General features: G+C 36.7%; 25 protein-coding genes. 11 read left to right on the top strand and 14 right to left on the bottom strand.

The genetic code is table 11. The features are described 5' to 3' along the window. Window positions 1-31: 31 nt before the first annotated feature. The 6 genes from RHP76_RS16495 to rsfS all read right to left on the bottom strand — a co-directional run bounded on the left by RHP76_RS16495 (window position 32) and on the right by rsfS (window position 6096). Window positions 32-1024 (bottom strand): helix-turn-helix transcriptional regulator, encoded by a 993-nt coding sequence (locus RHP76_RS16495; RefSeq protein ID WP_062673288.1) that lies wholly within the window; start codon window positions 1022-1024, stop codon window positions 32-34. Window positions 1025-1412: 388 nt separating this feature from the next. Then, on the bottom strand, window positions 1413-2069 hold the full coding sequence (locus RHP76_RS16490; RefSeq protein WP_062673286.1) for a phosphatidylserine decarboxylase family protein: 657 nt from the start codon (window positions 2067-2069) through the stop codon (window positions 1413-1415). A 4-nt stretch (window positions 2070-2073) separates the two neighbouring features. Continuing rightward, entirely contained in the window at window positions 2074-2946 is an 873-nt protein-coding gene (locus tag RHP76_RS16485) for a phosphatidate cytidylyltransferase (RefSeq protein ID WP_062673285.1), read from the bottom strand. A 24-nt stretch (window positions 2947-2970) separates the two neighbouring features. Next, window positions 2971-3552, bottom strand: a complete 582-nt coding sequence (locus tag RHP76_RS16480) for an LUD domain-containing protein (protein WP_034691583.1) — start codon at window positions 3550-3552, stop codon at window positions 2971-2973. 135 nt (window positions 3553-3687) lie between these two features. Beyond that, window positions 3688-5709, bottom strand: coding sequence for an ATP-dependent zinc metalloprotease FtsH (gene ftsH / locus RHP76_RS16475; protein WP_280213287.1), 2022 nt, complete (start codon window positions 5707-5709; stop codon window positions 3688-3690). Window positions 5710-5730: 21 nt separating this feature from the next. Then, window positions 5731-6096 (bottom strand): ribosome silencing factor, encoded by a 366-nt coding sequence (gene rsfS / locus RHP76_RS16470; RefSeq protein ID WP_047097448.1) that lies wholly within the window; start codon window positions 6094-6096, stop codon window positions 5731-5733. Window positions 6097-6183: 87 nt separating this feature from the next. On the opposite strand from rsfS, the gene RHP76_RS16465 reads away from it, so the two are divergent. After that, complete coding sequence (locus RHP76_RS16465) at window positions 6184-6897, top strand: biotin--[acetyl-CoA-carboxylase] ligase (RefSeq protein WP_288444140.1); 714 nt, start codon at window positions 6184-6186, stop codon at window positions 6895-6897. On the opposite strand, the gene RHP76_RS16460 is transcribed toward RHP76_RS16465, so the two are convergent. The 4 genes from RHP76_RS16460 to RHP76_RS16445 all read right to left on the bottom strand — a co-directional run bounded on the left by RHP76_RS16460 (window position 6891) and on the right by RHP76_RS16445 (window position 10297). Next, complete coding sequence (locus tag RHP76_RS16460; protein WP_034691587.1) at window positions 6891-8003, bottom strand: LptF/LptG family permease; 1113 nt, start codon at window positions 8001-8003, stop codon at window positions 6891-6893. The genes RHP76_RS16465 and RHP76_RS16460 overlap by 7 nt on opposite strands. A gap of 6 nt (window positions 8004-8009) precedes the next feature. Further along, window positions 8010-9140 (bottom strand): tRNA guanosine(34) transglycosylase Tgt, encoded by a 1131-nt coding sequence (gene tgt / locus RHP76_RS16455; protein ID WP_047427159.1) that lies wholly within the window; start codon window positions 9138-9140, stop codon window positions 8010-8012. A gap of 66 nt (window positions 9141-9206) precedes the next feature. Beyond that, window positions 9207-9575, bottom strand: a complete 369-nt coding sequence (locus RHP76_RS16450) for a DUF4296 domain-containing protein (protein WP_228432339.1) — start codon at window positions 9573-9575, stop codon at window positions 9207-9209. Window positions 9576-9580: 5 nt separating this feature from the next. After that, window positions 9581-10297 carry a polyprenol monophosphomannose synthase gene (locus RHP76_RS16445; RefSeq protein WP_034691591.1) on the bottom strand — a complete coding sequence of 239 codons (717 nt, stop codon included), beginning with the start codon at window positions 10295-10297 and terminating at the stop codon, window positions 9581-9583. 242 nt (window positions 10298-10539) lie between these two features. On the opposite strand from RHP76_RS16445, the gene RHP76_RS16440 reads away from it, so the two are divergent. From RHP76_RS16440 to RHP76_RS16420, 5 genes are all read left to right on the top strand, one after another. Beyond that, window positions 10540-11208, top strand: a complete 669-nt coding sequence (locus RHP76_RS16440; protein ID WP_051934165.1) for a DUF4271 domain-containing protein — start codon at window positions 10540-10542, stop codon at window positions 11206-11208. Window positions 11209-11220: 12 nt separating this feature from the next. After that, window positions 11221-11961 (top strand): uroporphyrinogen-III synthase, encoded by a 741-nt coding sequence (locus RHP76_RS16435; protein WP_034691594.1) that lies wholly within the window; start codon window positions 11221-11223, stop codon window positions 11959-11961. Window positions 11962-12132: 171 nt separating this feature from the next. After that, window positions 12133-14178 carry a S9 family peptidase gene (locus tag RHP76_RS16430; RefSeq protein ID WP_311228607.1) on the top strand — a complete coding sequence of 682 codons (2046 nt, stop codon included), beginning with the start codon at window positions 12133-12135 and terminating at the stop codon, window positions 14176-14178. 7 nt (window positions 14179-14185) lie between these two features. Beyond that, window positions 14186-14548, top strand: coding sequence for a four helix bundle protein (locus RHP76_RS16425; RefSeq protein ID WP_311228606.1), 363 nt, complete (start codon window positions 14186-14188; stop codon window positions 14546-14548). A gap of 41 nt (window positions 14549-14589) precedes the next feature. Next, window positions 14590-14928 (top strand): hypothetical protein, encoded by a 339-nt coding sequence (locus tag RHP76_RS16420; RefSeq protein WP_120232485.1) that lies wholly within the window; start codon window positions 14590-14592, stop codon window positions 14926-14928. Window positions 14929-15031: 103 nt separating this feature from the next. Here the strand turns inward: RHP76_RS16420 and RHP76_RS16415 are convergent, their stop codons facing one another. Next, the gene (locus RHP76_RS16415; protein ID WP_311228605.1) at window positions 15032-15523 is read right to left on the bottom strand and encodes an SRPBCC family protein; all 492 of its coding nucleotides are present in this window, start codon (window positions 15521-15523) and stop codon (window positions 15032-15034) included. A gap of 201 nt (window positions 15524-15724) precedes the next feature. On the opposite strand from RHP76_RS16415, the gene RHP76_RS16410 reads away from it, so the two are divergent. The 5 genes from RHP76_RS16410 to RHP76_RS16390 all read left to right on the top strand — a co-directional run bounded on the left by RHP76_RS16410 (window position 15725) and on the right by RHP76_RS16390 (window position 21998). Next, window positions 15725-17269 (top strand): sensor histidine kinase, encoded by a 1545-nt coding sequence (locus RHP76_RS16410; protein WP_062673264.1) that lies wholly within the window; start codon window positions 15725-15727, stop codon window positions 17267-17269. A 162-nt stretch (window positions 17270-17431) separates the two neighbouring features. After that, the gene (locus RHP76_RS16405) at window positions 17432-18118 is read left to right on the top strand and encodes a response regulator transcription factor (RefSeq protein WP_311228604.1); all 687 of its coding nucleotides are present in this window, start codon (window positions 17432-17434) and stop codon (window positions 18116-18118) included. Between the two features lie 78 nt (window positions 18119-18196). After that, window positions 18197-18841, top strand: coding sequence for a hypothetical protein (locus RHP76_RS16400; RefSeq protein ID WP_311228603.1), 645 nt, complete (start codon window positions 18197-18199; stop codon window positions 18839-18841). Window positions 18842-18860: 19 nt separating this feature from the next. After that, entirely contained in the window at window positions 18861-19223 is a 363-nt protein-coding gene (locus tag RHP76_RS16395) for a hypothetical protein (protein WP_062673261.1), read from the top strand. A 69-nt stretch (window positions 19224-19292) separates the two neighbouring features. Further along, on the top strand, window positions 19293-21998 hold the full coding sequence (locus RHP76_RS16390) for a TonB-dependent receptor domain-containing protein (protein WP_288444150.1): 2706 nt from the start codon (window positions 19293-19295) through the stop codon (window positions 21996-21998). Between the two features lie 162 nt (window positions 21999-22160). Here the strand turns inward: RHP76_RS16390 and RHP76_RS16385 are convergent, their stop codons facing one another. From RHP76_RS16385 to RHP76_RS16375, 3 genes are read right to left on the bottom strand one after another with little or no spacing between them, the layout of a single operon-like run. Continuing rightward, window positions 22161-22658: a cupin domain-containing protein gene (locus RHP76_RS16385; RefSeq protein ID WP_062673259.1), complete on the bottom strand. Its 498-nt coding sequence runs from the start codon at window positions 22656-22658 to the stop codon at window positions 22161-22163. Between the two features lie 24 nt (window positions 22659-22682). Next, a complete protein-coding gene (locus tag RHP76_RS16380; RefSeq protein WP_311228602.1) occupies window positions 22683-24965 on the bottom strand; it encodes a GH92 family glycosyl hydrolase in 2283 nt (760 codons plus the stop codon). A gap of 21 nt (window positions 24966-24986) precedes the next feature. Next, a complete protein-coding gene (locus RHP76_RS16375) occupies window positions 24987-25847 on the bottom strand; it encodes an ROK family protein (RefSeq protein WP_311228601.1) in 861 nt (286 codons plus the stop codon). Between the last annotated feature and the right edge of the window lie 135 nt (window positions 25848-25982).

Raw genomic sequence — 25982 nt, 5'->3', positions numbered from 1 at the left:
TACGTACGAGTAATAAAAATCAGAATTCTGTTTAAATTTTTATAAGAAAGCTATTGATATTAATCTCCGAGGAAATATTTAATTTTTTCCGGATTCTGTACTTTTTACTTTCCACAGCCCGAATACTGTTTTTGGTACACTGTGCAATTTTCTTTGTATCAAAATCCAGCTTCATCAATGCACAGAAATAGAGTTCAGAATGGATGAGATTAGGATTTATTCTTAAAATTTCAGGAATAAAATGAGGAAAAAACACCTGAAATTTTTCAAAGAACATTGGTGAATTATTTTCTGCCAGGCTTAAAATCTCCTGGACATTTTCTTCTGAAAGATGATTGATGAGCATCTGATGCTTCATCAGTTCTGTATTCGTTTTTACAAGATCCTTAATGGTAGAGTCTTTTTCTTTTTTATCGGAAATCAGTCCATGAATCAATGCATCTTTCTGAGTGATAAAAACAATATCCATGAAAAAATAGGCGATAGAAAACAAGATATTTAACAATTTTAAGGTTTTAAAATCATCTTTTTCTAAAAATCTACTTCTGGGAAGAAAATTAAAATCATAGTAAAGGCATGCAATAAAGTTAATGCTGATAATGAGAGTAATAAAAATGATACAAAACGGATCCTTCTTATAATTGAGAAAAAATGGAACTGCAAATAAGAGGCAAAAATAGAAATATTCTACACCGCCACTCTTATAGGTATAAATATAAAAAAAACTTACTATAAAAGTCAGTAAAACAAAAACAAGGATAATAAAAGGCTTCAAAATCTTTTTAAATCTTCTTGTTTTACCTTTTATAGCCATCAGAAGCAGCCAAAAAAAAGTAATAGAAGTAAGGAATATTGAAATCAGCATGTCTCCAAAAAAAGCAATGATAAAAACAGAATAAAACAAGAATATGAAAAACAATGAAAACAGATACCTGTTAATAATATTCAGATAATTACGGTCAGCATTAGCTTCCATTTTGTCTGACTCGCCATTAAGCATTTTAAATAAAAAATTATAAATCATCTTATTGTTGTTTTATAAAGAACAAATAGGGATTCGAACAAAGCTAGAAAAAAAATCCTCTATATTCTTAATCAAATAAAATACAAAGTGTCTTTTAATAATTTCATGTTAAAAAAATTAAGTGATTTTCTTTATACAATTTACTAAAATTCCAATATTGAAATATTGAAACTAAGCAAAATCATATGACAAAAACATTAACAGTTATCAACTTACCTAATTAATGTGTCTTATTTTTAAGCCGGCAAAATTATTGTTATCTAAAAAAGAAAACCTATATATCAATACGCAATACTACTCTTGAGTAGCTAAACTCACCTATCAGTAGTACCCATCAAATGAAAAAGAGGACCCAATGGCCCTCTTATATATTTATATTGTAATAATTTTAATTTTCTTTCAGTTTGGCGATAACATCCTCACCTCCTTTTGTAATATCTCCGATCTTACAGATAATCTCTGTGTCTAAAGGCAGGAATACATCCATTCTGGAACCGAATTTAATAAATCCGAATTCATGCCCGGCCTTTGCTTTATCCCCTTCATTACAGTAGAAAACGATTCTTCTCGCAACATATCCGGCAATCTGTCTGAAGACTACTTTATGATTAGTCATCGTCTGAATAGCTACCGTAGTTCTTTCGTTTTCTGTAGAAGACTTTTCATGCCATGCTACCAGATATTTTCCCGGGTGATATTTTTTGTAAATCACTTCTCCTGACACCGGGTATCTGCAGATATGAACATTGAGTGGAGACATAAAAATAGAAACCTGGATGGCTTTTCCTTTTATAAATTCATCCTCTTCAACTTCTTTGATCATTACCACTTTTCCGTCAACCGGAGCAATAACATTTTCTTTGTGATCAAGAATATTACGATCCGGAACTCTGAAGAACCAGAAAACTAAACCGTAAATAACCAACAAAGGCATAATGATCACCAGTGACCATATTTCAAGGAAATAAATTGCTAAAGCACCCAGAATAATAAAAAGCAGGGTTGCAACGGTAATCGTTCCTTTTGATTCTCTATGTAATTTCATGAGACTAAATAAATTTTTCTAAAATAAAGTACAAATATACGACAGGAACGCAGATAATAAAACTATCCAGTCTGTCTAAAACTCCTCCATGCCCGGGAATGATGTTTCCACTGTCCTTTACACCGAAGTTTCTCTTCAATTGACTCTCCACCAGATCTCCTAAAGGAGCAAAGGCAGCAATCAAAAATCCTACAACCATCCAGTTGCCTCTCAGCTCAGGCTGATAGTGTTCAATAAAGTAGGATAAAACCAATGTTAAAACAACACCTCCGGCATATCCTTCCCAAGTTTTTTTAGGGGATATTTTAGGGGCCATTTTATGTTTACCGAAGAATTTTCCTACCAGATACGCAAAGGTATCGCTGCTCCAGATCAGAATAAACAGGAACAGAACCTCCAGAGAGAAACTGTCACTATAACTGGAGAATTTGGGTAACCCCAATGCAAAACTGAAGGGCAGGGCTACGTAGATTACGGTAAAAATAAGTTTTCCGCTGTCGAAGTAGAGTTCGTTGGGATATTTGAATAATGTAACCACAGCAATCCCAATAAGTACCAGTGCCAGTATTTCACTAAGCCTGAAATCAAAAAAGAAATCGTGATTAAAATATCTTTTGGAGAACATATAGAATATAAAAATGACTAATGGATATACCACCCATTTTTCATAACCGTTTCCAAACTTCATGATTTTGACACACTCCCAGGTTCCTACAACCAGCAGCAAACTCATTAATCCATGATAGAGATACTGTTGCTTGATAAGACCAGGTGCAATATTGTTCAGCAGCTGTGCTCCCAGCGGAGTAGAACAAAGAATAATGATAGCTACATAAACGATACCTGACAGGGTTCTTTGAATGAGATTTTTGTCCAAAATTTAAAATTTAGAAGTGGTTGCTTAATCTTCAAGCAGCAATAAAAACAGTTTTGTATTGGAATTGGAAGAACTGTCCATTTTCGATTGGCTTCCGCTTATGGAAGTAAGGTTCTTGATATTTCCGTTTCTTTTTATTTTCCCCATAGCGTCATTCAGGTTGTTTACAATCTGAGAAACATTGGCAATAATGATAATTCTATCGGGAAGCCTTGAAGAATGATAGTGAAGAATATTATTATGTGAAAGCATGATTCTGCCGTCATAAGCAATCAGATATTCACAGGTGATGAATGCGGCGTCATTAGACGGCTGTAATTCTGAAGTATACGAAGACTTCACAACGTTCAAAAAATTCTGAAGTTCTTTATCCCAACAAAAAAGATTATGTATCCCTTCTATTTTGATAATTTGATTTAAAGTTTGTAGAGCCTCCGCTTCATCTGCACAATAATTAAAAAATCCCCCTGAATGCGTAAATAATTGCGCAAACTTATAGTCAAGATCCGCATTTTTCAGCGAATCCCCAAGCTTCTCCAGGCTCTGTTTGTCCTCTTCTTCAGGCTGGTTGGTAAGTTTGCTTACAATCCTCTTGAATAAATTCAACTTAATCTATTTTTAGTCAACTTTATACAAAAATAGAAAATTAATTACAATAGTATCCAAAATATCTCCTTAAATATGAAAAAACCTGACAACTTGAAGTCGTCAGGTTTTTATGAATTCTATTTTTTAAGAGTCTTAAAGCTGTGTTGGGCTTTCTGGAGCCTGTATTTCGCTTTCTTCTTCTTTTTCTTTGATCTGAGGTGTTTCCACTACTACCGGCTGCTCTTTTTCAGGAATAGTATTGGTTACAGGTTTCTCTGTCAATTCAGGATCCCATGCTCTTTTTCCGAATATTTCTTCTAAGTCTTCACGGAAGATCACTTCTTTTTCCAACAGTTTGCTGGCTAAAGCATCAAGCTTGTCTTTATTATCAGCAAGAATTCTTACTGCTCTCTCGTATTGGTTTTCGATGATGGATTTGATCTCTGCATCAATCTTAGTAGCTGTTTCTTCAGAATATGGTTTTCCGAAATTATACTCAGACTGGCCTGAACTGTCATAGTAAGAAATATTACCGATATTCGGGCTTAATCCGTAGATCGTTACCATAGCCTGAGCTCTCTTCGTTACTGTTTCCAGGTCAGAAAGTGCTCCTGTAGAAATATTATTGAAAATAACCTGCTCTGCTGCTCTACCTCCTAATGTTGCACACATTTCATCCAACATCTGTTCAGTCGTGGTAAGCTGTCTTTCTTCAGGAAGGTACCATGCTGCTCCCAGTGAACGTCCTCTAGGAACGATCGTCACCTTTAAAAGTGGAGATGCGTGTTCTACCAACCATGATATCGTAGCGTGACCTGCTTCGTGGTAAGCCACTCTTCTTTTTTCAGAAGGTTTGATTGCTTTATTTTTCTTTTCAAGACCACCGATGATTCTGTCTACAGCATCAAGAAAATCCTGTTTTGTTACGGAAGTATGGTTATTTCTTGCTGCGATAAGCGCCGCTTCGTTACAAACGTTGGCAATATCCGCTCCACTGAATCCTGGAGTCTGTTTTGCAAGAAATTCTCTGTCTACATTATCATCAAGTTTGATCTTTTTCAAGTGAACATCAAAGATCTGTCTTCTTTCATGAAGCTCCGGAAGGTCTACATAGATAGATCGGTCAAAACGCCCGGCTCTCATCAAAGCTTTATCAAGGATATCCGCTCTGTTGGTTGCTGCCATTACGATAACGTTAGTGTCTGTTCCGAAACCATCCATTTCAGTAAGAAGCTGGTTCAAGGTATTTTCTCTTTCGTCGTTTCCGCCGGAGAAATTATTTTTCCCTCTGGCACGTCCGATAGCATCAATCTCATCAATGAAAATAATGGCCGGAGATTTTGCTTTTGCCTGAGCAAAAAGGTCTCTTACTCTGGAAGCTCCTACTCCCACAAACATTTCAACGAAATCGGAACCTGAAAGTGAGAAAAACGGAACTTTAGCTTCCCCTGCAACAGCTTTCGCCAATAGGGTTTTACCAGTTCCCGGAGGCCCTACTAAAAGAACTCCTTTAGGAATTTTACCTCCCAGCTTTGTATATTTCTCGGAGTTTTTCAAGAAGTCTACTACTTCCTGAACTTCTTCTTTAGCACCTTCCAATCCTGCAACATCCTTGAATGTTACCTGAATTCTTTCTTTTTCGTCGAAAAGCTTCGCTTTAGATTTTCCGATAGAGAAAATTTGTCCACCAGGACCTCCGCCACCGCCCATCTTTCTGAAAAGAAGGAAGTAGAATAATCCTAAAATTGAAATCCAAACCAGCGCAGGGATTAAGATATCCATTAATGCGCTCTTCCCTGTACCGTAATCTTTGGTTGTTTTAATAACCGGATTGCTGGCTTTGACCTGTTCAAATTTCTGAAGGAAAAGTTGAAGATCTCCGTATTTCACAGAAAAATCTGCTTTTGGAGCCATTTCGAAGGCAGAAAGAGGGTTGTTTTCTTTTCCGGCTTTGGAAACCATTGCCGATTTTGCTTCTTTTGTTAGGAAAACATCAGCTTTCTCTATGTCTTTGTATATAATTATATTCTGGACTTTGCCTGCCTGCATTTCTCTAAAGAAACCATCTTCATCAATAGATTTTGCTGCATCACCTCCAAGGAAGTTGGAGCCAAAGAATAGCAAAAGAGCTACGATTGCAATAGGAAAGAACCAGTTGAATCCTTTATTATTCATTTAGACTTTTTAAAATTTTTATTATTCATTTTCAATTCTGGTAATGACTGCGTCACCCCAAAGCTCTTCTATATCGTAGTACTCACGTACCTGTTTCTGGAATATATGAACCACCACTGAAACGTAATCTACCAATACCCACATCGCATTCTCAGTACCTTCTACGTGCCAAGGTCTGTCCTGCAGTTCGTTTCTTACTTTCTTCTCTACACTTCCTGCCAATGCAGCTACCTGTGTATTTGAGTTTCCACTACATATCACGAACGTTTCTGCTACGGAGTTTTCGATGTTTGAAAGATCGAAGATCATAATGTCTTCTCCTTTTACATCCTGGATAGCTTCAACGATTTTATCTATTAACGCTTGTTTTTCTGCTGTTTTATTCATTAAAAAAATACTATAATCTGCAAATTTATTGTTTTTTCTTTACTTTAACCTTACTTTTACCCTCTTAATCTCTTAAAGTTTTCTTAAATGAGCCAACTCTTCTACCTGAAAGAATGTTCTTCTACTAATGACGAAATATCAAAGTTTTTACTTTACGGAGATTCAAATTTTATAGGGCTTCATACTTTTAATCAAACTAAAGGCCGTGGTCAGTATGGAAATATCTGGACTCAGACCGCCGGAAAAAATCTGGCTTATACGCTGGCAGTGAATACTCAGAACATCCTGTGCTCCGACTTTATGTTCAATTATTATACCGCAATGGTGATCCGGGATTTCCTTGCCAAATTGTCTGACTCTGAGGTAAAAATCAAATGGCCGAATGATATTATCCTTAAAGGTAAAAAAATCGTTGGAATTTTAATAGAAAAGAAAAAAATTAATCAAAATAATTATTTCATTATCGGAGCCGGGATCAATATTCTTCAGGAAAGTTTTGATGAAATATCCAATGCAGGATCACTTCTGACGCAGACAGGGATCCGATTTGATCTGGAAGAACTTTCATTCAACCTTCATGAATATTTGTCTGAAAGGCTTAAAAGCATACCTTCAGATCAGGAAATTCTTGATGGATTTAATAAAAATCTTTTCAGAAAGGATCAGATCTCAGTTTTTGAAATTGAAAAAGAGCGACAAAATGGCATCATCCGACATGCAGACGAAAAAGGTGAACTCTGGATCGAACTGGAAGACGGAATGCATTCCTTTTATCACAAAGAAGTAAAATTACTTTACTGATTAGCTCTCTTGATATACAAATAAAGGGTAAGCGGCAAAAACACCATATTAGGCAGCCACATGGCTACAGCCGGAGACAAACTTTTATTTTCCGAAACCACTTTTAAGGCTTCGAATGAAAACACGAAAATGAAGGCCAATGAAATCCCGATGGCTAGATTGACTCCTAATCCTCCTCTTTTCTTCTGTGATGACAGGGAAAGCGCCAGAAATGTCAGAATAATGATTGAAACAGGCATGGAAGTTCTCTGGTGAAGTTCATTCAGATAAGAGTTCAGGTTACTGTTTCCTCTTTCTTTTTCTCTTTCAATGAATTTCAAAAGTTCGGGAGTGGTTTTATTTTGTCCCAAAAGCTCATTCGGGAAAAGTTCTTCTGGAGAATGCCCGTAATTTTTCCTTAATTCTATTCCGTTACCGAGTTTTTCGGTATTGTCTTTATTGATTGTTTTTTCCAGATAGTTATTTAAGACAAACTGTTTTTTGGCTTTATCCCAATACACTTCACTTGCCTTCAGCTCGTAGGTCATTTTTCTGTCTTTATCATATTTCTGATAGACAAAACTCGACCCTCTTTTTTCTCTTTTATTCCAAGAATCAACGAAAATATATTCCGTCTTACTCAGCTGTGAAGAAGCAGGAGCGGTTCCTAAAATCTTTTCTTTATTGGCTGCATTATAAGTATAGGCTTCCAGCTCATTTTTCTTGATATTGGCCCATGGCAGCACCATATGGTACACTACAAGGGCGATCAATCCAATAAAAATGGAAGTAACCAGATAGGGCTTGGAAAACCTGTGAAAACTGGCTCCACTACTGATAATAGCAACAATTTCAGTATTATTTGCCATTCTGGAGGTAAAATAGATCACCGAAATAAATACCAGAATGGAAAGGAAAGTCACCACAAGATTGATGATCCAGAAAGGATAAAAATGGATAAGAAAATAGGTCAGATCCAGTTTCGGGTCAATAGCCTTAGCATTTTCTATCCTTGGAATCTTTTGCTGAACATCGATTACCAATACGACTATAGACAATAATACCAACATGAAACTGAAAGTTCCAAGGTATTTTTTAATGATATATCTGTCTACAATTTTAAGCATATTCTCTTACAGTCTTTGTCTAAGAACCGGTACTACAGAGTTTTTCCATTCATAGAAATCACCTGCCATAATATGTTCTCTGGCTACTTTTACTAAATCAAGGTAGAATGCCAGATTATGAATCGAAGCAATCTGTTTTGCCAGATATTCTTTAGATACAAACAAGTGACGAAGATAAGCTTTTGAATATTCACGATCTACAAAACTGGTCCCAAATTCATCCAAAGGCGAAAAATCGCGCTTCCATTTTTCATTTTTAAGGTTCATCACCCCTTGCCATGTAAAAAGCATTGCATTCCTTGCATTTCTTGTTGGCATTACACAATCCATCATATCAATTCCCAGCCCGATCGATTCAAGAATATTCCAAGGAGTTCCTACTCCCATCAGGTATCTAGGTTTTTCTTTTGGAAGGATGTCTGTCACTTCATCAGTGATTCTGTACATTTCTTCTTCAGGCTCTCCTACCGAAAGTCCTCCGATAGCATTTCCTTCTGCTCCTGCTTCAGAAATTACTTCTGCAGAAATTTTTCGAAGGTCAGAATAAGTAGATCCCTGAACAATCGGGAAAAGTCTTTGTTTATGTCCGTATAATTCAGGATTATCGTTAGTCCAGTCAATACATCTTTTCAGCCAACGGTGGGTAAGCTCCATCGATGATTTCGCCTGGTTGTAATCACAAGGGTAAGGTGTACATTCATCAAAAGCCATGAAAATGTCAGCTCCGATCTGTCTTTGAATCTCCATTGATCTTTCCGGAGAGAACATATGATAACTTCCGTCGATGTGAGATTTGAATCTCGCACCTTCTTCCGTCATTTTTCTGTTACTTGCCAGTGAAAATACCTGAAAACCTCCTGAATCGGTAAGAATAGGAAGATCCCAGTTCATGAATTTGTGTAAACCACCTGCATCCTGCATCGTTTCCATGCCCGGACGAAGGTATAGGTGATAAGTATTTCCCAGAATAATCTGAGCTTTAATGTCTTCTTTTAATTCTCTCTGATGAACTGTCTTTACACTTGCTACAGTTCCCACAGGCATAAAAATAGGAGTTTGAATCTTCCCGTGATCTGTGGTAATTTCCCCTGCTCTTGCTTTTCCTTCAGAGGTTTTTTCTATATTAAAAAATTTCATCTCTATACTTTTTTAAATGCACTGTTTTGACCAGTGATTTTGTGTGACAGAAACTTCCAGCCTTATTTACCTTACTACAGGCATTACAGGACCATTCTGTTTCAGTCTTTCCTTTACATATTTATCTGCTTTGGGATCTTTTTTCAGCAATATTTCCTGCGCATCACTGGTAATCCCATCCATTTCTTCTTTAATGACATAGTATTTGAAACTATCTACAAAATCATCAGGCTTTACCTTATGTGATTTCAAAACAGCTCTGGTTCCTGCTTCCATATTTTTGTCAGGATATACAAAAATAGCCTGATCGTTGATGGCAAGATCGGCAATGATTTCAGCCATCAAACCTTTATCGACCAGATTTTTGGGCTTATCAATATAATCGCTGCACGAAAACAAGCCCAACAAAACGAAAATAAAGATTAACTTTTTCATCAGTTTCATAATCTGTTGATGATTGATTTCCATTTTAAATTCAATACCCCGAAAACTGCTTCATGGATAATTCCACCATTCATTTTGCTTTCTCCTAAAATTCTGTTGGTAAATATAATAGGAACTTCTACAATTCTGAAACCTTTTTTAAATGCTCTGAATTTCATTTCAATCTGAAATCCATATCCCTTCAGTTTCACATTATCCAATCCTATTTCTTCCAATACTTTTCTTGAAAAGCAGACAAATCCCGCTGTCGTATCATGAATTGGAAGGCCTAATACAAACCTTACATATTTGGATGCAAAATAAGAAAGCAGCACTCTTCCCATAGGCCAGTTCACTACATTCACTCCTTTTGAGTAACGGGAACCGATCGCCATATCTGCATTTTTACATGCTTCAAAAAGTTTCGGCAAATCGTTAGGATTGTGGGAAAAATCGGCATCCATCTCAAAAATATAATCGTATTTATTTTCGATGGCCCATTTAAACCCGTGGATATATGCCTTTCCCAATCCGTCTTTTACATGCCTTATGGACAGGTGCAGATAATGCGGATGTTTCTTCTGCAGTTCTTTTACAATTTCTGCAGTCCCGTCAGGAGAAGAATCATCTACTACTAAGATATGAAAGTCATCCTCCAATGCAAAAACTGCGGAAATAATATTTTCAATATTTTCCTTTTCGTTATAGGTCGGGATGATGACGAGTTTTTTCATTTCAGTTTGCAAAGATAGTTTATTTAACCTTTTTATTTTATACAAAATAATCTATAATTTTGCAAAAATATTTCTCGGGGATTAAGCGGATGAAACAGAAACTTTTATTCAACAGATCTGAACAATACGTAAAATCGATGAGAGCAAATATTTTAACTGCAGGTTCATGGACCTGGTGACAGGAAAACCTGTGCCGGACTGTGTCATCCTGAAGTTAAATAATAAATAAAAAAACTTAAATTTTGCCATCATCACAACACTTCATCAATCATGTAAGAATACCTGAAAATAATGATTGGGTAATCTTTATCCTTGTGGGCTGTATATTTTTATATGTTTTTATGATGAACGTCATAGAAAGGGATGCCAGTCTCAAAGATTTTCTGCTTCAGAAATATTTTGATGCAAGCAACAACCTTCCCAGCTGGATTATCACGTCCTGTGTAACGACACTTACCCTGTCTGTATTAATTTCACAGTACGTTCCTATAGTACCGAAATATATTGCAGATCTTCAGCTTCTGGGATATCAGCTTAATAAATTTGGATATACATTGCTGGCGGTGCTGCTTTTTTATTTAACAAAATCAACATTAGGATTTCTATTTTACCAAAGTATAGGGGATGGAAAAAAATGGACTATTTTTTATTTTACCTCCACAAAATTTTATTTCATTCTTTCATTTTTGCTAATAATTCTTTGTGTAGCCCATTATTACTTCCCGATAGACAGAAATAAAATGTTTTTATATTATTTCTGCTTCTTCGCTTTTGTATTCATTTTCAAAGTATTTTTCTATTTATTTCACAAGAACAAGATTCTTCCCGAGAAATGGTATTATAAATTTTTGTATATTTGCACCCTCCAAATCGCACCATTATTATTGCTTTGGAAGTTGTTATTTTTTTAATAAAAGTCAATGATGAGAATAAAGTCTATATTGGTTTCTCAACCAGCGCCTAGTGAGTCTTCTCCATATTTGGATATAGCGAAGAAGGAAAAAATAAAGATTGATTTCCGTCCATTTATCCACGTCGAAGGGGTTGACAATAAAGAGCTCAGAACACAGAAAATAGATCTGACGCAGTATACCGGTATTATTTTTACCAGTAAAAATGCGATTGACCATTACTTCAGACTCGCGGAGGAATTGCGTTTTGCTGTTCCGGATACGATGAGATACATCTGCCAGTCGGAAGCAATTGCCAACTACCTTCAAAAGCATATTGTGTACAGAAAAAGAAAAATCAGCTTTGGGGAGAAAAACTTCTCAGATCTGCTTCCTCTTTTCAAAAAATTCCCAACTGAAAAATATCTGTTGCCATCTTCAGATGTTTTGAGTCCGGATATTGTAAAAACCATGGATGCATCTAATGTAGACTGGACAAGAGCAATTATGTACCGTACCGTATGCAGCGACCTTACAGATATCAATGTCAAAGATTATGACATGCTGATTTTCTTCAGTCCGCAGGGAATAAAATCGCTACAACAAAATTTCCCTGACTTCAAGCAGGATGAAACAAAGATCGGAGTTTTTGGAAACACGACTTTGGCAGCTGCAGAAGAAGCAGGATTAAAAGTAGATTTAATGGCACCTACGAAGGAAACTCCTTCTATGACAATGGCCCTTGAAAAGTATATTAAAGCACTTCACAAATAGTCTTTAATTATAAAAATACAATGAACCATCTTTTCAATAAAGGAAAGATGGTTTTTTTTTACCTAAATTTGAACAAAAATTAATATTGAAAGGATTTCTGCTTAAATTACTTACTTTCAGAAGAAAAAAGTATAAGAACATTCTATTCAATAAAAAAATAAAATACCCCGGATGAAAGCTCCACAGGCAAAAAAAATTGAAAAAATACTAGAAACCCACGGCGATATAAGAACCGATAATTACTTTTGGCTGAACGAAAGGGAAAACCCTGAAGTGATCAAATACATTGAGGAAGAAAATGCCTACGAAGAATTCATCATGAAAGATACGGAAGCTCTTCAGGAAGAGCTTTTCGAAGAGATGAAAGCCCGGTACAAAAAGGACGATGAGTCTCTTCCTTATTTCTTTAATGAGTACTGGTATATTGTACGTTATGAAGAAGGCAAAGAATATCCTATCTTCTGCAGAAAGTATAAAAGCCTTGAGAATGATGAGGAAATTGTACTCGACGTTAATATTCTGGCAGAAGGTAAAGAGTTTTTTGAAGTAGGAAGTGTTGCCGTAAGCCCCAGCAACGAACTGACTTCTTTTTCTTCCGATGATGTAGGAAGAAGAATTTATACACTAAATTTTAAAAACTTAAAAACCGGAGAAATCCTGCCGGACACTATTCCTAATACGACAGGGAAAGCTGTTTGGGCAAATGATAACCAACATATATTTTACATCAGGAAAGATAAAAGTCTTCGTGCATTTCAGGTGTACAGACACAAGCTGGGAACAGATTCAGCGGAAGATGTTCTGATTTTTCATGAAGAGGATGAGACTTTTGATGTCAATGTATTTAAGACAAAATCATTAGAGTATATTTTCATTGCAAGCTCAAGCACTATTTCTGATGAACATCGTTTTATTCCTTCTGACAACGTATTCGCAGAATGGACGGTGATCCAGCCAAGGATAGAGGATCTTGAATATTCAGTAGAGCATTATGAAGATGAATTTTATATCATTACCAATGCGGATGATGCGATCAATTTCAAGATTGTAAAGACAAAGATTGATAACTGCAGCATGGAAAATTGGGTCGATGTGATTCCGCACCGTGCAGAAGTTTTACTGGAAGGTTTTGAGATCTTTAAAGATTATCTGGTTCTCGAGGAAAGAGAAAGAGGATTGCTACAGATCAAAATCATTGACGAGAAAACACAGGAATCTTACTACTTACCTTTCTCAGATCCTACTTATACAGCTTATATCGGGATCAATCTGGAATTTGATACGGAAATTTTACGCTATGGATATACTTCCCTTACACAGCCTAGTTCCACGTATGAGTACAACATGAAGGAAAAGACGACAAAACTTCTGAAACAACAGGAAGTTTTGGGTGGAAATTTTGCTGCTGAAAATTATATTTCGGAGAGAATCTGGGCAGATTCAAGAGATGGAAAGACAAAAGTTCCTATTTCACTGGTATATCATAAAGACACTAAGAAATCACCTGATACTCCACTTCTTTTATATGGATATGGAAGCTACGGACATACTGTTGATGCCAGCTTTTCTAATGTAAGATTGTCTTTGCTGGATAGAGGATTTATTTATGCTATTGCTCACATCCGTGGTGGAGAATATCTGGGAAGAGAATGGTATGAAGACGGAAAGATGTTGTTTAAGAAAAATACATTCTTTGATTTTATTGATGCCGGAAAATACCTGATCAGAGAAAATTATACTTCATCAAAACACATGTATGCGATGGGAGGAAGTGCCGGCGGGCTGCTGGTAGGTGCTGTGGTAAATTATGAACCTCAGTTATTCAACGGAATTGTGGCACAGGTACCTTTTGTAGATGTTGTTACAACGATGCTGGATGATACAATCCCTTTGACAACCGGAGAATATGATGAATGGGGAAATCCTAATGATAAGGAATACTATCATTATATGAAAGACTATTCTCCTTATGATAATGTAGAGGCTAAAGATTATCCTCACATGCTGATCACTACAGGATTTCATGATTCTCAGGTACAGTATTGGGAACCTGCAAAATGGACGGCAAAACTGAGAGAATTAAAAACAGATAATAATATTTTAGTCTTCAAAACCGACATGAGCTCCGGACACGGAGGGGCAAGCGGAAGATTTGAATCTCTGAAAGAAGATGCATTAGAATATGCATTCCTGTTGAAAATAAATGATAATTCATAAATGATAAATGATGGATAGTCCAGATTATAACACAATTTTTGCTTTTAAAACAAAGCAGCTAGCCATCATGATTATTAAAGAATTTTCTAAACTTCCACCTAATGAAGCCTTTTCTGTGATCAGAAAACAAATATTCCGGTCTTCTACTTCTATGGCTGCTAATTATAGAGCTATGTGCAGAGCAAGATCAAAAGCTGAGCGGTTTTCTAAAATATCTATCGTGATTGAAGAAACTGATGAAACTTTGTTTTGGCTTGAAATGTTAGAGGAACTGGAATATATTCAAAAAGAAATTATAGCAGATATAAAAACAAAAACTGAAGAAATACTGAAAGTAACTTCTTCCTATAGAAAAATGCTAAAGAACTAACTTTATCATTGATCAACTATCATTTATCATTTAAATATATTATGAACGAAGCTGAATACTGGAAAAAAATAGAACAATTCTTTGAAGACAATTTCCAGACTGAAAAGAACCCACCCATTGAAACCCTTTTATTTCTGATAGGGTTGCAGGAACTGGGAAGCGGCCAGCAAAAATATACAAAAGAAGACAAGGTAAACCTGATTCATATTGCAGTCTGCAGATTGCTCGAGCCTTTTGGATATTATAAATTTACCCACTATGAAGACGGATGGCCCCACTTTGAAACTGTGGAAGAACTTCCGGAACTCAAACCTAATGAGCAGACTTTGCTTATGAAAAAGGCGATTATCCAGTACTTTCAGGAAGAAGAGCTTTTGTAAAGGCTGGAGTCTTGAAAAATAAAGCAGGAAGTTAATTCCTGTTGATAAATAAAAAGAGGGTTTTCCAATGGAAAATCCTCTTTTATAATTTTTATATTCACATTTATCCAATCAATTCTTCCAATTGATTAAGCCCCATTTTAAAACCTTCTTCAAATCCCATATCCATAAGCTTTTTCATCACTTCAGGAGAATGGTAATGGATATTGATGGTTACTTTAGTTCCTTCCTCCACTCCGGTAAAGCCAATCAGCCATTTTGACCTTGGGAAGTCTTCATTGACATTGCCTTTTTCATCACAGAAAGCACTCATCCAGTCAAGACTTCTGTGTTCTGTAATTTCTCCATATTGAGTCTGAGAATACATAGGCCCTTTTTCTCCGTTTGGTCCTACCATCGTATACATCCAGATCCCTCCTTCTTTGAAATCCTGACTTACCGTTTCACATTTCCACGGTTTAGGCCCCCACCATTGATCCAATAATTCGGCTTCTGTAAAATACTTCCACACTGTTGAAACATCAGCCTTATAAATCTTCATAACATAAGTGCTAGACGCATCAAAATCTTTGTTGAAACTGATATTAGATTCCATAAATATTTATTTTTAATAAAGTTAACACTTTATTTATTGAAAGGGACTTTTCATATGACAACTAAAAGATAATTCATAAATAATTGTTAAAAAACACTCTTTTAAGAAAAAAAAAACAATTTTTTGGCTCGTTTTTTGTTTAGGTACTCTTAAAACAATTAATTTTAACATTCATTTTTCCAAAACCTATATAATTAAATAATGAATAACAAATTCATCCCAATAATTTCAGTGTTTATGACAATCTCACTGATTGTCTTTGTGACGCTCCAATTTTATTGGTTGAAAGGCTATTACGGCGTACTGGAACAGGATTTTTCAAATAAAGTGTATGCGGTTTTGGAAAGTACTTCAAAAAGTATTGAAGAGATTGAAGCTGACAAATACCTGAATCAGGATTATAAAGATTTCAGAAAAAATATTCTTGCGAACAGCAAACAGCCATCTTTAACTACCATTCAGCAAGTAGAAGACTCCGGGACTCAAAGACAGATTATTTATTCCAAAAATATCATTGAAAAAACGCAGCTGCCTATTTCTCAAAAAGGAGATTCTATCAAGCTGACTACATTGTATACAGACGAAGCTGCTTATAAAATAAAAAGAGATACCACCAATCGCGAACTTTTAACGCAAGATATCAATCAGGAGATTGAGACGGGAGATTATTCCATGAAAGAGTTTGTGAAAGTATATGGAAACAACCTTCCTATTACTAAAAGAGTAGATCCGAAAACACTTGACTCCGTTATTGCCAAAGAACTGAAAATAAGAGGTATCACTGCCAAGTTCGGATATGGAGTTCTGGATCGTAATAATAAGCTTACAAGCATTGCCAATAAGGCTTATAAAGAAAAGAAGGACAGTAATACCTACAGCTTTCCTCTTTTTGCGGATAAGAAAAATACATTATACAGCCTTGCCCTGGTATTTCCTAAAAAAGAATATTCCCTGGCGATGAATAACTGGCCGATGCTTTTGGGAACATTCCTTTCTCTACTTACCATTCTTGGAATTTATATTATTTCCATCAATTATATGATGAGGCAGAAAAAACTTGCTGAAGTGAAAACAGACTTCATCAACAACATGTCTCACGAGTTTAAGACACCATTGGCAACCATTTCTGTAGCCACGGATTCTTTGGCTAATGACAAAATTGCCACCAATCCGGATAAGGTAAAATACTATTCCGAACTGATCAAGCAGGAGAACTTAAGGATGAAAAAGCAGGTGGAAAATGTACTTAACATGTCCAAGCTTGAGCGAAATGAAGTGGAATTATTTTTAAAAGAGACCAACGTAAGAGAGCTGATCAAAAAAACGACAGAATCTTTCAACCTGATTGTACAACAAAGGAATGGAACCCTTACGCAGAAGTTTACGGCCACTCAGTATAATTTTAAAATAGATGAATTCCACATCTCCAATATGCTGGTCAACTTACTGGATAATGCCAATAAATATTCTCCTGAAGCACCGGAAATACATGTGGAAACAAGAAATGAAGGACACTGGTATGTAATTGAAATTTCCGATAAGGGAATGGGGATGGATACGCAGAATAAAACCAAAATTTTCGAAAAATTCTTTAGAGAAGAAACCGGAAATATTCACAACGTAAAAGGCCAGGGATTAGGTCTTTCTTACGTGAAGAAAATTGTAGAACTGCACAAAGGACAGATTATCGTAGACTCTCATAAAGGAAAAGGAAGTACATTCACGATAAAACTACCGATGAGCTAGAAAAATAAATGATAGATGATAATCGATAAATGATAAAACTTCTCCATCACATCAATTATCAATGATCATTCATCAATTATAAAAAGTGTAACCAAATATCAAAATATAGAAGATAGAGTGAGGAAGTTCATTCTTAATTGTTAATTTTTAATTATTAAAATTATGAGCAACAGAATATTATTAGTAGAGGACGATCAGAGTTTCGGGGCGGTGCTTAAAGATTATTTGACCATCAATAATTTTGAAGTAACTCTTGCCACTGATGGGGAGCAGGGACTTAAAGAATTTACGGAAAATGAATTCGACATCTGCATATTTGACGTAATGATGCCTAAAAAAGACGGATTTTCATTAGCGGAAGACGTAAAAAAGATTGATAAAAATACACCGATCATTTTCCTTACTGCAAGAAACATGAGAGAAGATATCCTGAAGGGATATCAGTTAGGTGCTGATGATTATATTACAAAACCTTTTGATACTGAGCTTCTATTATACAAAATAAAAGCAATTCTTCAGAGAAGTTCTACCCTGGAAAATGAAGAACAGGAGCAGTTCAAGATCAGCATTATTTTCTTCGACTCTATGCTGAGACAACTGAAAGTAGGTGATAAAGAATACAAACTTTCGCCTAAAGAAAATGAATTATTAAAACTTCTTTGCATCCACAGAGATGATTTCATGCCGAGAGATCTTGCTTTAAGAAAGATCTGGAAAAAAGAAAATTACTTTACAGCAAGAAGTATGGACGTTTATATTGCCAAGCTTCGTAAGTTATTAAAAGACGACGAAGGATTGGAAATCATCAACGTTCACGGAGAAGGATTTAGACTTTTGGTAAAAAATTAATCCAAAAATCAAATTATAAGTATAAAATTAGCAAAACAATTGAAAATGTTTTGCTAATTTTGTTTCATACCCATGGATATGAAGAATACATTTATAGGTTTGATCGCCGTATCACTCTTAGCTGCATCCTGTAAAAAGGATGAGAGAGCTACTTACTTAAAAGAAGAGGCCAACGCTGGCCAGCCCAACGTAGCCCTAAATACAACCTCAAAAACCGCTCTGATGGAACAGGCAGGCATCCAGTCTAACGTTGGTCCTGCTCCTATGGCTACCGTTCCGGGAATGAATCCTCCACACGGGCAACCTGGACACCGATGCGATATTCCGGTAGGACAACCTTTAAATGGTCAACCTGCTGCAGCTACTCCCGCTACGCAAAATGTAAACGTGAACGGAGGCAATACCATCCAGATTGATCCGAATGCTGTATCACCAGGGAAAATTTCCCTTGATAACAATGGAAAACAGGTAAAAACCGCTCCAGGAATGAATCCTCCCCACGGGCAGCCTGGACACCGATGTGATATTCCGGTAGGCCAACCACTAAACAGTAAGCCAGCACCTACACCACAGCCAGCACAAAATGGAGTTCAGCCTTCCCAAAGTCCAGCTCCTGCACCTGCTGCACAGAATCTGGCGATGGGAGAAAAACCCAAACTGAATCCGGCACACGGGGAACCTTGGCACAGCTGTTCTCTAAAAGTTGGTGATCCTTTGCCATAAATTTTGTATTTTTGCAGAGATGAAGCTGTTTCACATACTTGCCATAGTGTTTTGCCTGGGAGTCTTTCTGATTCCCAAGGATAATTTCTATGCGCAAGAGGCACAGGAAACATGCTGTAAAGCAGAGTCTTCAAAAAAAATGGATTGCTGTAAAAATCATTCTTCAAAAAAAGACAGCAACCATGATAAAACAAAATCATGTAAAGATGACTGCTGCTCATCATGCATTGCCTGCTATACTTTTATTGAAACCCCTTTTTCAAAAAATCTACGTCTGGAACTGTCTTATTATAAATCGAATAAGAATCCTCAGTTTCAGTATGCTGATCCTTATCTTTCAGACCGTTTAAAGGAAATCTGGCAACCGCCCAAGATAGGTTAATTAAAACATCAAGGGTTCATTATGTCTTATAGTGAACTGTTTTTTAATTAATTTAAACTTTTAAACAAAATGAAATTATATATTTCCAGGTTGATACTTGGTGGATTATTCCTATTTACACAATTTATAGCTGCTCAAACACTTTCAAAAAATCAGTTCAAGGTAAAAGGGAACTGTGAAATGTGCAAAACAAGAATTGAAAGTGCCGCTAAAAAAGCTGGTGCAAAAACAGCAGTATACTCTATTGATCTTCAAACCTTAACCTTTGAAACAGACAAAGCATCCGCCGATGATATTCTGAAAAAAGTAGCAGAAGCAGGTCATGATAACGAAAAATTCAAAGCTCCTGACACAACCTATGAAGGACTTCCGGGATGTTGTCATTACGACAGAGATGCAAAGCCTTCACAGGCAGAAACCAATCATGAGCATCATGCAGAGGCTACTATTTCCACTAAAAAAGAGAATGAATTCTATGTAAGAGGAAACTGTGCTTCTTGTAAAGCCAGAATTGAAAAAGCATCAAAAGATGCGGGGGCTGATACTGCGGAATGGAATGCGGAGAAACAAACGGTTACTTTGAATTTCGACCCTTCAAAAACCTCATCGGATAAGATTTTAAAAGCTATTGCTGATGCCGGTCATGATAATGAAAAATACAAGGCTTCTGATGCTGTTTACAACGGACTTCCGGGATGTTGCTTATATGACAGAGAGTTTACTTTTGGGCATCCTAATCCAAAGGTTCATTACGAAGAAGCAACAAAGCATGAAGATCATAAAGACAATGAGGCTTCATCAGCTAAAGAGGATCATTCTCAACATGAAAAAAGTATTGATGGAGTTGTTGTAACGGGTTCCAAGGCAGCAACAGCTTTAAGTAAAAAAGAAGCCGGACTTGTTTTTAATATTGATAAAAAAGAACTTTTAAAGGCTGCTTGTTGTAATTTATCTGAAAGTTTTGAAACCAATGCAACGGTAGATGTATCTTTCAGCAATGCGGTTACGGGAACAAAACAGCTGAAAATGCTGGGTCTGGATCAGAAATATACCAGCTTAACGAAGGAACAGCTCCCTGAAATCAGAGGATTGGCTTCTGCTTATGGATTAAATTTTATCCCGGGAAGATGGATCGAAAGTATTCAGCTTACCAAAGGAGGAAGTACGGTAACCAACGGCTACGAAAGTATCACGGGTCAAATCAATACTGAACTTTTAAAGAATGCAAAGACGCCTGAAACGTCACTGAACCTTTTTTCTGACTTTAATGGAAGAGCGGAAATCAATATCACCAATGTTTCTCCTATCAATGATAAATGGTCGCAAACTTTCCTTCTTCACGGAAACGGAACGTTTGGAAATACGGATATGAACCATGATGGTTTTCTGGATAGACCGAAAGGAACACAGATTAATGCAGCATATTTGCTGAACTATAACGATCTTGAAAAGTCGGGGTTCGGGTCTCATTTTGGAATTAATTTTATCAGAGATGAAAGAACGGCAGGACAGATTGGTTTTGATAAAAAACTGGGTCAGGACAAACAGCCTTTTTATGGGGTTGGAATCGATATTTCAAGATTCCAGGTCTGGAATAAAACAGGGTATGTTTTTAAAGGAAAACCTTACCAGAGTATCGGATGGATGAACCAGTATGTTTACCATCAGCAGGACAGCTTCTTTGGATTAAGAAATTATGCGGGACAGCAGCATACATACTATTCCAATTTAATTTTTGAAAGCATCATCGGAAATACCAACCACAAGTACAAGGCTGGTGCAAGTTTCTTATATGACGGTTATAAAGAAACGTATTTGCTGGATGATATGAGAAGAAATGAAATTGTACCGGGCATTTTTGCTGAATATACTTTAACTGGTTTAAAATATACTTTAGTAGCAGGTTCAAGAGTTGATTTCCACAACCTGGCAGGAACACAGTTTACGCCAAGATTGAACTTTAAATATGACTTCACACCTCAGACAATTTTAAGACTTTCTGCGGGAAGAGGTTTCAGAACAGCAAATGTATTTGCGGAAAGCCAGCAGTATTTTGCATCAAACAGAGCGATTAATATTCTACCTAATGGAGGAAATATTTATGGATTAAGACCTGAAATCGCATGGAATTATGGAGCCAGTTTACAACAGGAATTTAAGTTATTCGGAAGAAAATCAAGCATCATTGCAGACTTCTTCAGAACAGATTTCCAGGATCAGGTATTGGTAGATCTGGACAGATCTCCTCAACAGCTGACATTTTATAATCTGGATGGAAAATCTTTTGCCAATTCATTCCAGACTCAATGGGATTTCATGCCTGTAAAAAATCTTGAAGTAAGATTGGCATATAAATATTATGATGTGCAGGCTGATTATATCGGTGGAAGAAGAGAAGTTCCTTTTATGGCGAAGCACAGAGGATTCGTGAATCTGGCCTATTCGACCAATAAAAGTGATAAAGGAGGATTCTGGAGTTTTGATACGACTTTAAACTGGGTCGGAAAGCAAAGACTTCCTGATACTTCAACGAATCCGGCAGAATTTCAGCTCCCAACTTATTCGGAATCATATGCAGTTCTTAATGCTCAGATCTCAAGAAATTTCAATAAAAAAATCAGAGCTTATGTAGGAGGAGAAAACCTGACTTCTTATTATCAGAAAAATGCGATTGTAGATTTTAAAAATCCTTTCGGAAGCTATTTTGACGGAGGAATGGTATATGCTCCGATTATGAAGGCCAACTTCTATTTGGGACTGGATGTGACGTTTTAAAAGCAGGAAGTTGGAGGAATGAAGCTGGAGTACTGCTAGTAAAATTCACCGGTAATAACGAAGTAAATCCAACAGCTTTAAAACCTCCAGTAACTCCCCTCTTACAGCCTCAGGCTTCCTTATCAATAAAAAATCCGCTTCAATGAAGCGGATTCTTTTTATTTATCTTCCAAAGTCATCCTGTACTCTTACGATATCATCTTCATCTGAAGGATTGGAAGCATCGGTATGCTGCCAGATTTCGGCAACGATTCCCCAGCCTGCAAGACCAATTAATCTGTGTCTTTCCCCCTGCTGAAGTTTCACCTGATCTTTCGGACCATATTCTTTCAATTCTCCCTCTTCATCGGTATTGCTTCTTTTGATGCCTACAGTTCCTTCTACTACCTGCCAGATTTCGGCTCTTCTGTGGTGATACTGCCAGCTTAATCTTGCTTCCGGAGCCACGATAAGAATTTTAGGGCTTAGCTTCCCTCCTATTCTCAGGCTGTCTACATCAATCCCGTCAAAATACTGGTTGGCAAAATCCTGTGCCTGTGTTTCATCAATCACAAAAAATCCTCCCCATGGTCTTGTATCATCTTTTGCAGCAATAGTAAAACCTTGTGTCTGCAGCATATTCTCTACTCTCTCGAATATTTCTTTTTTTTCTGTACTCATGCAGCTATATTTTTAATTTAAAAATTATTTATTTGATTCTTCTTTTGACATTGAATATGGGAAATCTTTTTCCTGTGTACCTCTTTCTTTATTAGGTTTGCTATCCATTTTAAAGTCTAACACAGCACCTTTCATCAATTCCTTGTGGCTTAGCCAGTTTTTGGAATAAGGCTGTTGGTTTACATTCAAAGATTTTACATATAAATTTTCCGCATTGTTTTCAGGAGCTTTTATTTCAATTTTCTTACCATTTTCAAGGTGAATGGTGGCTTCTTTAAATAATGGTGCTCCCAACACATACTGATCCGTTGCTGGTGTTACCGGATAAAACCCAAGGGCTGAGAAAATATACCACGCAGAAGTCTGTCCATTATCTTCATCACCACAATATCCGTCCGGAGTTGCATGATACAATTTATTCATCACCTGTCTTGCCCAATATTGAGTTTTGTAAGGTGCTCCTGCATAATTATATAGATAGATCATGTGCTGAATAGGCTGGTTTCCGTGAGCGTACTGTCCCATGTTCATGATCTGCATTTCTCTGATCTCGTGGATCACGCCTCCATAATAACTGTCATCAAAAACAGGAGGCAGAGAAAAGACTTCATCCAATTTGGCTTCAAACTTCTTCTTTCCACCCATCAGTTCTGCCAAACCGTCAATGTCCTGGAAAACAGACCATGTGTAATGCCAGCTGTTTCCTTCTGTGAAAGCATCTCCCCATTTGAAAGGATTGAAAGGTTTCTGGAAGTTACCATCTTTATTTTTACCACGCATAAGGCCCGTCTCCTTGTCGAATACATTTTTGTAATTATATGCCCTATTCTTATAGATATCAATTTCTGAAGCAGGCTTTCCTAATGCTTTTCCTAACTGATAGATTGAAAAATCATCATAAGCGTATTCTAATGTTCTTGCTGCATTTTCATTGATCTTTACATCGTAAGGAACATAGCCCAATTCATTATAATACTTTACTCCTGCGCGGCCTACAGCTTCTATAGGACCTTCATTGTTTGCTCCGTGTTTTACAGCCTGCCACAGCGCTTCTGTGTCATATCCGCGAAGTCCTTTGATGTAAGCATCTGCTACTACGGATGCGGAATTGTTTCCAATCATAATATCAGAATATCCCGGACTGCTCCACTCTGGTAAGAAACCACCTTCTTTATAAGCGTTGGCCAGTCCCTCCTGCATTTCCACATTAATGCTTGGATACACCAGATTCAGGAAAGGATATAGAGCACGGAAAGTATCCCAAAAACCGGTTCCTGCAAACATTCTTCCGTCTACAATTTTACCATTGTATGGACTCCAATGTTTTATTTTATTTTGAGCATCAATCTCATATAACTTTTGCGGGAAGAATAAAGTTCTGTATAAAGAGGAATAAAAGGTTCTCATCTGCTGATCTGTTCCTCCTTTTACTTCTATTTTTCCTAATGTCTTATTCCAGATATTTTTAGCGTCGGTCTTGACCTGTTCAAAATTTCTGTTTCCGATTTCTCTTTTAAGATTCAGTTCTGCCTGTTCAAAGCTGATGAATGAAGAAGCTACTTTTGCGTAAACCGTTTCTTTATTTTTAAGCTTAAATCCTACCACAGCTCCGGTGTGATCACTGGTAATTTCTAACTGATCATTCACCAGTTTATCATCTTTCCAGGTTTTTGTGAGTTCAAAATCTTTATCAAACTGAATAACAAAGTAGTTTTTAAAGTTTTCGTATTTCCCGGTAGAATATCTTGTAGTATATCCGAGGATTTTTCTTTCTTTTGGTAAAATTTTGATATAAGATCCTTTGTTCAAAGCATCAACCACTACGTAAGCGCTGTCTGTCTTTGGAAAATCAAATTTAAAATAAGAGGCTCTTTCAGTAGGTGTAAATTCTGTTGTGACATTGATATCAGCAAGATAAACGCTATAGAAATAAGGTGTGGTAACCTCAGCTTTATGGCTGAACCAGCTTGCTCTTTCGTCTTCTTTAAACTTCACTTTTCCAACTCCAGGCATGATGGCAAATGCGCCATAATCGTTCATCCAGGGAGACGGCTGGTGGGTTTGTTTAAATCCTTTTATTTTATCTGCATCGTAGGTATAGGCCCATCCGTCGCCCATTTTACCGGTCTGTGGTGTCCAGATATTCATTCCCCATGGAAGTCCGACAGCCGGATAGGTATTTCCATTGGATAATGAAGGTTTGGATTGGGTTCCCATCAAAGGATTCACATAGTCTACGGGAGATACATTCTGACCTAAAGCCCAGGCCTGTAATAACAGTAAGCAAGTAGAAAATATAAACTTCATTGTATCTTTTCGTTTGTTAATTTATATACGCTTTTTTAATGCATAGCTGGCAGCTCCAAGAATGGCCGCATCTTCAAATATAGCAGAAATTTTAACCTGCAAGTTAATATTATTCTTGGTTAAGTTCTGAATAAATCTTTGCTCAAAATGAGGATAAGCCTTGGCAATATTTCCTCCTATAACTAAAACTTCCGGTTTGTAATGATCTACATATCTGACAATAAACTCAGAAAAGGAGTCTGCATAATCGTTAAACATTTGAGTCTGTATCTCTGTAGGTTTATCCAGAAGATCTTTCGTTCCTGAGATTTCTTCTCCGGTCAGTTCTTTATAATGATTCACAAACCAGCGTGTCGCCAGATAGTCTTCACTGATGGAATCTCTGAAGGGAGCATCCCATAAATCTTCATCGGCAGCAAATTTTCCATTGAAGAAAGTAGTTCCCAATCCTGTTCCAAGAGTCACTCCAAAAGCACTTTTGAAACCTTGGGCACATCCTCCGAATACTTCTCCTTCCATAAACGCAGCCGCATCATTTACAAAATGAATCTGCTTTTGAGAAATGGCCAGCCTTTTTGCCAGTTCTTCTTTAATATTGACCTGATAGATATCAATAAATTTTCCCTGCCGCATAAGAGATATTCCATTTTCATAATCGAAAGGTCCCGGCATTGCGATACCGATTAAAAGATCTTCTTTTACCAGATCATGAGCCACCTTATTAATTGCTGAAATCCAAGCTTTGAAAATAACTTCTTTGTTTTCGAAAGCATCTACATGTTCTCTTACATAGGTTGATGAAATGATTTCACGTTTTCCAGCATCTACCTGAGCCAGCGTAATGTGCGACCCTCCGATATCAATTCCTACTATATTCTGCATTATTTTTTATTTTAAATTCAAGGTCCTTCCCGTGACTGAAAAAACAGACAAACAGAAGTACACTTCTGTCTGTCTGTCTGCTTTGTATTTCAGACGCTATTTTATTAGTTCCGATAACTATTTCATTATCTGAAT

This window comes from Chryseobacterium sp. SG20098 (assembly GCF_031844745.1).
GTDB classification, from domain to species: Bacteria; Bacteroidota; Bacteroidia; order Flavobacteriales; family Weeksellaceae; genus Chryseobacterium; species Chryseobacterium cucumeris.
The sequence above is the reverse complement of the archived record's forward strand: the minus strand, read 5'-3'. Positions and strand labels throughout refer to the sequence as shown.